This window comes from Streptomyces sp. IBSBF 2435 (assembly GCF_036815005.1).
Lineage (GTDB): Bacteria > Actinomycetota > Actinomycetes > Streptomycetales > Streptomycetaceae > Actinacidiphila.
Map to the genome: position 1 here is coordinate 1 of NZ_JAJSYW010000279.1, position 6,064 is coordinate 6,064.

Consider the following 6,064-nt stretch of genomic DNA (forward strand, 5'->3'; position numbering starts at 1 on the left):
ACGCCCACCCCCCGTCCCGGCGCCGCGCCGGTGCGGGCATTCGGCGTGGCCCCCGGTCCTGCGCCCGGGACCTCCCGCCCGCACGCCGGCGCCGCACCGGGTCCAGGCCTGCCCTCCGGCCCGGCACCCGGGCCGCCGCCCGGCCCGGGTGCAAGCCCCGCACCCGGACCGGCGCCCGCCCCCGCACAGGGGCCCGGGCAGGGAATGGGGGCCAACCTGCCCGCCCTCCGGAGTCACAATGCCGCGCTCGTCCTCGGGCTGCTGCGGGGCGCCGCCATGGCGCCCGGGAGCGGGGGGATCAGCCGGCTCGAACTGGCCGAGCGGACCGGGCTCACCCCGCAGGCGGTCAGCAAGATCACCGCGCGGCTGCGGGCGGACGGACTCGCCGAGGACGCCGGGCGGCGGGCCTCGACCGGCGGGAAGCCGCTCACCGAGCTGCGGCTCGCGGCCGGGGCGAGGTGCGCGGTCGGGGCGCACCTCGACGGCGAGACGCTGACCGCCGTCGTGGCCGACCTCGCCGGGCGTACGGTCGCCGAGCACACCGCGCCGCTCGACCTCGCGCTGCCCGTGCCCGCGGGCCTGGCCGCGATGGTCCGCGAGCTGCGTACGGCAGTGGGCCTGGCCCCGGCCCCGGTGCTCGGCGTGGGCGTCGGCATCCGCGGCCCGCTGGACCACCGCACCGGCACCCTGCACGAGGTCACCGGCTTCCCGCACTGGTCGGGCTGCCCCCTGCGTACGGAGCTGGCCCGCGGGCTCGGCCTGCCGGTGGCGGTCGACAAGAACACCAACACGGCGGCCCTGTCCGTCCTGGCCGAACCGCAACCCGTCCCGGGCGCCACGTCGTTCGGGTACCTGCACCTCGGTACGGGCCTGGGCGCCGCGCTCGTGCTCGACGGCGGGCTGCACCGCGGCGGGCGGGCCGGGGCGGGCGAGTTCGGCCACCAGGTGGTGCAGCTCGACGGGCCGCCCTGCAAGTGCGGCAAGCGCGGCTGCCTGGAGGCGCTGTGCCTGGCCGCGGTCGCCCGCGCGGACACCGGCGGCGCGGCCCGGCTGCTCGGCGTGGGCGCCGCGAATCTGGTGGCGCTGCTCGACGTGGAGCGGATCGTGCTCGGCGGCCGTACGGTCCTGGCCGACCCCGCCGTCTTCCGCGCCGGGGTCCGCGCCGCCGTCGGCCCGGTGCCTGTCGGCTTCGCCGCGGCCGGCCCGCGCGCGGTCGCCGAGGGCGCCGCCCTGCTGGCCTTGTCCCCGCTCTTCGCCCGCGCCGCCCTGCGCTGACACCCGGCCCCCGCGGCGGCTGCGTCGGCTCCGCCTCGCCGGCAGGCGCCCCGCGCTGACACCCGGCCGGCGGCCCCCGCGGCGCCGGCGGCCCCGCGCCGGCACCCCCGCGACCAGCACGCGAGACGCCCGGGGCGGCCCGCACGCGCCCCGGTTACGCTGGGGCACCGGGTGCCGCGCGACCCGGCCGCGGCGCGATCCGTACCGCGTACGGCGTACGGCGACGGGCACAAGCGACACGTATGACGACAGGCACAAGCGACAAGCACAGCGACAGGAGACCGACCGGTGTCGACCCGCAGGCCCATCGACTCGTGGCTGACCGACATGGACGGGGTGCTGATCCACGAGGGCACGCCGATCCCCGGCGCCGACGCCTTCATCAAGGGCCTCAAGGAATCGGGCAAGCCCTTCCTGGTGCTCACCAACAACTCCATCTACACCCCGCGCGACCTGCACGCCCGGCTGTCCCGGATGGGCCTGGACGTGCCCGTCGCGAACATCTGGACGTCGGCGCTGGCCACCGCGAAATTCCTGGACGACCAGCGGCCCGGCGGCACCGCCTACGTCATCGGCGAGGCGGGCCTGACCACCGCCCTGCACGACGTCGGCTACATCCTCACCGACCAGGACCCCGACTACGTCGTCCTCGGCGAGACCCGTACGTACAGCTTCGAGGCGCTCACCAAGGCCATCCGGCTGATCCGCGGCGGCGCCCGCTTCATCGCCACCAACCCGGACGAGACCGGCCCCTCGCCCGAGGGCGTACTGCCCGCGACCGGCTCGGTCGCCGCGCTGATCACCAAGGCCACCGGGCAGGAGCCGTACTTCGTCGGCAAGCCCAACCCGCTGATGATGCGGGCCGGGCTGAACGCGATCGGCGCGCACTCCGAGACCAGCGCGATGATCGGCGACCGGATGGACACCGACGTGCTGGCCGGGCTGGAGTCCGGCATGACCACCTTCCTGGTGCTCACCGGCCTGACCGCCGTGCCCGACATCGAGCGCTACCCCTTCAAGCCGTCCCGGGTCGTCGAGTCCATCGCGGATCTGGTCAACGAGATCTGATCACCGTCCGTGGTGCGGATGTCACCCTGACGGGTCACCGCGCGTGCACGCGCGGCGGGCCGGCGGAATCTTCGTAGGTACCGGGCGCGAGTCCCCGCCCCCGGCCGAGCGGAGGTCCTCATGTTTGGTCTGAAACTGCCCGTCGTCGCCGCGGCAGGTGCCCTCGGCGTCCTCGCCGTCGGCGGGGTGACGGGACTGCCGGGTCGGGCGCTCGCCGACGAGGGAGCCGGAGGACCGGCCGCCTCCTCGTCCTCGTCGGGCGAGTCCGGCGCGGCCGGCGACTTCGGCGCGTCTGCCGAGCCCGGCGGGTCTGGCGCCCCCGACGCGTCCGGTGAGTCGGTCCCGTCCGGCGCGTCCGCCTCCGGCATGGACGTCTCGCCCGCCACGGTCGCCCCCGGCGGGACCGTCGCCCTGCACCTCAAGGCCTCCTGCACGTCCGGCGCGAAGGCCAAGGCCAGCGCCGAGGTCTTCGTCGACGCGGTCACCCTGGCGCCGTCCGGTGACGGCTCCGGCGGATGGGACGGCACGGCCTTCATCAAGTCCGACGCGCGGGACGGCTCCTACGCCGTCTCCGTCCAGTGCAACGGTTCCGCCAGCTCCGCGTCCGCGACCGTCACCGTGACGGCGGGCGGCGGCCCGCGCGGCCCGGTCGCCCCCGTCCCGGCGGGCGGCGGCGGTACCGCCCAGCTCGCCGCGGGACCCGCGGCGGCCGGCACCAGCACCGGCCCGCTGCTCGCCACCGGGGGTGTCGCGTTGGTCGGTCTGGCCGGCCTGGCGATCCGCCGCCGCAGCACCGCACGCGGCTGACCGGCATGGCGGTGGGGGCGGACGAGGCCGGCGCCGGCGCTCCGGGCGGCACCGACCCCCGCAGAACGTGGGCGGCCGTCGTGCTCGGCCTGATCCTGCTGGCGGCCTGGCTGTTCGGTCAGGGCGGCCCCGGCAGCCTCGGCGGTCCCGGAGGAATCGGCGGCCCCGGCAGCCATGGCGCGCTCACCACACCACCCGGCGTCCGCGGCCTCTCCGCCGCCGCCGTGGACCGGCCCGCGCGGGTGTACGCCCCCCACGCGCCGCTGCGCGACGCCGTGCCGCTGCGGATCGACATCCCGTCCGTCGGCATCCACGCGAAGCTGGTCGGCCGCGGGCTCAAGGACGGCGCGGTGGACCCGCCGCCCTACTCCGCCCCCGATGTCGCCGGCTGGTACCGCGACGGCCCGCCGCCCGGCGCGGCCGGAGCCGCGATCGTCGTCGGCCACGTCGACACCGAGACGCGGGCCGCGGTCTTCTACGGCCTCAGCACGATTCGGCGCGGGGCGCGGGTGGACGTCGCCCGGGACGACGGGACGGCGGCGGAATTCTCCGTCGAGGCGGTGGAGGTCGTGCAGAAGGCCCACTTCGACGCGAAGCGCGTCTACGGGTCCGGGAGCAGGCCGGAACTCCGCCTCATCACCTGCGGCGGGGACTTCGACAGGGCCGCGCAGACGTATTCGGCCAATGTCGTCGTCGTCGCCGCGCTGACAGGGTCCCGCCCGGCCTGACCTTCCGCCGCCGTCGGGGGCCGGTCAGAATCCGACATGCGTGCCGGGCGTGAGGTCGTACGCCTTCTGGAGGGCGTCCGGGCGGCGCCCGTCGTTGAGCTGCCGTTCCCACAGGGCGTCGACCTGTTCGCGGGTCTGCGGCTCCATTTCGGCGGGCAGCAGATTCCGGTAGCGGCGGTCCTCGCGGAGGAGCACCCTGACGGTCTGCCGGTAGACCGGTTCGGGGTCGTACTGCTCGTGGGGGAAGGCGAGTTCGGCGTAGTCGAAGAGGCGGTCGGCGGGATCGTCGCGCCATTCCTTCCACGTCTCGAACATGGTGTCGTTGAAGCCGGTGAGGAAGGGGCCGGGGTTGATCGTCGCCACCGTGACGCCGAATTCGGCGAGTTCCTGGTCGAGCGCGTCGGCGAACGCCTCCACCGCGTGCTTGGACCCGGCGTAGGCGCCGGTGAACGGGTCGACCGTGAGGCCGGCGACCGAGGACATGAACACGATGTGCCCACTGCGGCGGGCCGCCATCCGGCGGGCGATGCCCTGTGTGAGCAGGACCGGACCGAAGACGTTCACCTCGAACTGGCGGCGCAGCCGCTCCTCGGGGATGTCGGCGGTGGCACCGCCCTCGGAGACCCCGGCGTTGTTGAGCAGGACCTCGACGTCCCAGGTCCAGGCGTTCTCGCGGTCGCCGGGGTCGGTGACGTCCAGCTTCTCGACGCGCAGCTCGACCCCCCGCTCCCGCGCCCCGGCGCGGACCGCGCTGACCTGGGCGATGATCTCCACGCCCGCGATCACCTCGTGTCCTGCCGCCGCGAGCCGCAGCGCGACCTCCTTGCCGAAGCCGCTGCCCGCACCGGTGATGAGGATCGGTCCAGCCATGTCGTCACGCCTTTCCCGCGCGTCGGCGAGGTCCACTTTCCGGGTCGTGCGTACGCGCGCCACGCTAGGTGGCCTGGTGCCGGAGCGCCTTCGGGGGCGGCCACTTGGCGGAGGTGGTGCGCCGGAGCGGAACTAGTCAGATCCTCACTACTAGTTGCGTAGTATTCAGTTAGTTCGCGCTCACGGTGCGTAGGTGAGTGGCTATCGTTGGTGGCCGGAACCAGCTGCGGAAATCGCCGTAGCCTCCTGCACCACGAAGGGCGGTCCACGCTGATGACGTCGGACAATTCCCAGCCGCCGATCGGCTGGCGCTACTGCGGCAGTCAGTGCAAGTTGTGGCGCGAACGCGCCGGGGTGACGCGCGACGCGCTCGCCAAGGAGTCGAACTACGAGTACGAGACCGTCAAGTCGATGGAGCTGGGCCGCCGCAGGCCCAGCCTGAGACTGCTTGAGGTCGCCGACGCCCTGTGCGGCGCGCAGGGCCTGCTGCTGGCGGCGGTGCCGTTCCTCAAGCCCGAACCGTTCGAGTCCTTCTCCCGGGACTTCATCCGCTACGAGGCCGAGGCCGTCGTCCTCAGCTCATTCCAGCCGCAGCTGATCCCCGGCCTCCTCCAGACCGAGGAGACAGTCCGTGCCCTGTTCGCCGTCCACTGGCCGTCGCTGGAGGACGAGGTCATCGAGGAGCGGACCCGCGGACGCATGGAGCGCCAGGGCCTGCTGGACACGGTGACGAAGTCCTTCAACTTCATCATCGGAGAGACCGTGTTCCACAATGCGGTGACCGAAGGCGACGCGTATCGGCGGCAGCTGCTGCACCTCATGGAGATGGGGCAGCGGCGCAATGTCACCGTGCAGGTGCTGCGTTTCGGCCGTCCGAACCCCGGCATGAACGGCCCGATCGTGCTGCTTGAGACGCCGGAACACGAGTGCCTGTCGTACGAGGAGGGCCAGACGACAGGTGTGCTCAAAGCGGACGCCGCGACGGTGAGTACCGTCACCCGGCGCTATGCGATGATCCTGCAGGCGGCCCTCGGTCCCGAGGAGTCCGCGGATTTCATCGGCAACCTGGCGGAGGAGCTATGAACACCGAGCTGGCGTGGTTCAAGTCCAGTTACAGCGGCACCGGGGGCGGCGACTGCGTCGAGGTGGCCGCGTCCTCCGGGATGGTCCACGTGCGGGACTCCAAGGACACGTCGGGCCCGCAGTTGGCGATTGAACTCGGTGCCTGGGCGAGCTTCGTGTCGTTCGCCGCGGAGCAGCCGCTCCCGGCCTGACCACCCCGGGGGCACGCCCCCGCCCGGGTGACTTCGCGGTGG

7 protein-coding genes are annotated in these 6,064 nt (G+C 73.8%); 6 read left to right on the forward strand and 1 reads right to left on the reverse strand.

What is annotated here, in order from left to right; all coding sequences use genetic code 11:
* Positions 1 to 204 precede the first annotated feature (204 nt).
* From V7E46_RS31825 to V7E46_RS31840, 4 genes are all read left to right on the forward strand, one after another.
* Positions 205 to 1,275 carry an ROK family transcriptional regulator gene (locus tag V7E46_RS31825; RefSeq protein WP_333771658.1) on the forward strand — a complete coding sequence of 357 codons (1,071 nt, stop codon included), beginning with the start codon at positions 205 to 207 and terminating at the stop codon, positions 1,273 to 1,275.
* Between the two features lie 288 nt (positions 1,276 to 1,563).
* Entirely contained in the window at positions 1,564 to 2,343 is a 780-nt protein-coding gene (locus V7E46_RS31830) for an HAD-IIA family hydrolase (RefSeq protein ID WP_333771659.1), read from the forward strand.
* A 120-nt stretch (positions 2,344 to 2,463) separates the two neighbouring features.
* The gene (locus tag V7E46_RS31835) at positions 2,464 to 3,150 is read left to right on the forward strand and encodes a hypothetical protein (protein ID WP_333771660.1); all 687 of its coding nucleotides are present in this window, start codon (positions 2,464 to 2,466) and stop codon (positions 3,148 to 3,150) included.
* Between the two features lie 5 nt (positions 3,151 to 3,155).
* Positions 3,156 to 3,878 carry a class F sortase gene (locus V7E46_RS31840; RefSeq protein WP_333771661.1) on the forward strand — a complete coding sequence of 241 codons (723 nt, stop codon included), beginning with the start codon at positions 3,156 to 3,158 and terminating at the stop codon, positions 3,876 to 3,878.
* Between the two features lie 24 nt (positions 3,879 to 3,902).
* On the opposite strand, the gene V7E46_RS31845 is transcribed toward V7E46_RS31840, so the two are convergent.
* A complete protein-coding gene (locus tag V7E46_RS31845) occupies positions 3,903 to 4,748 on the reverse strand; it encodes an SDR family oxidoreductase (RefSeq protein ID WP_333771662.1) in 846 nt (281 codons plus the stop codon).
* 273 nt (positions 4,749 to 5,021) lie between these two features.
* On the opposite strand from V7E46_RS31845, the gene V7E46_RS31850 reads away from it, so the two are divergent.
* Together V7E46_RS31850 and V7E46_RS31855 are read left to right on the forward strand one after the other, a co-directional pair.
* Positions 5,022 to 5,831, forward strand: coding sequence for a helix-turn-helix domain-containing protein (locus tag V7E46_RS31850; RefSeq protein WP_333771663.1), 810 nt, complete (start codon positions 5,022 to 5,024; stop codon positions 5,829 to 5,831).
* On the forward strand, positions 5,828 to 6,022 hold the full coding sequence (locus tag V7E46_RS31855; protein WP_333771664.1) for a DUF397 domain-containing protein: 195 nt from the start codon (positions 5,828 to 5,830) through the stop codon (positions 6,020 to 6,022). Before V7E46_RS31850 ends, V7E46_RS31855 begins: the two co-directional genes overlap by 4 nt.
* Positions 6,023 to 6,064 lie beyond the last annotated feature (42 nt).

Coding starts and splice junctions, on each gene's coding strand:
- V7E46_RS31825 (WP_333771658.1), top strand. CDS start 205: ATGGGGGCCAACCTGCCCGCCCTCCGGAGTCACAATGCCGCGCTCGTC.
- V7E46_RS31845 (WP_333771662.1), bottom strand. CDS start 4,748: ATGGCTGGACCGATCCTCATCACCGGTGCGGGCAGCGGCTTCGGCAAG.
- V7E46_RS31835 (WP_333771660.1), top strand. CDS start 2,464: ATGTTTGGTCTGAAACTGCCCGTCGTCGCCGCGGCAGGTGCCCTCGGC.
- V7E46_RS31840 (WP_333771661.1), top strand. CDS start 3,156: ATGGCGGTGGGGGCGGACGAGGCCGGCGCCGGCGCTCCGGGCGGCACC.
- V7E46_RS31850 (WP_333771663.1), top strand. CDS start 5,022: ATGACGTCGGACAATTCCCAGCCGCCGATCGGCTGGCGCTACTGCGGC.
- V7E46_RS31855 (WP_333771664.1), top strand. CDS start 5,828: ATGAACACCGAGCTGGCGTGGTTCAAGTCCAGTTACAGCGGCACCGGG.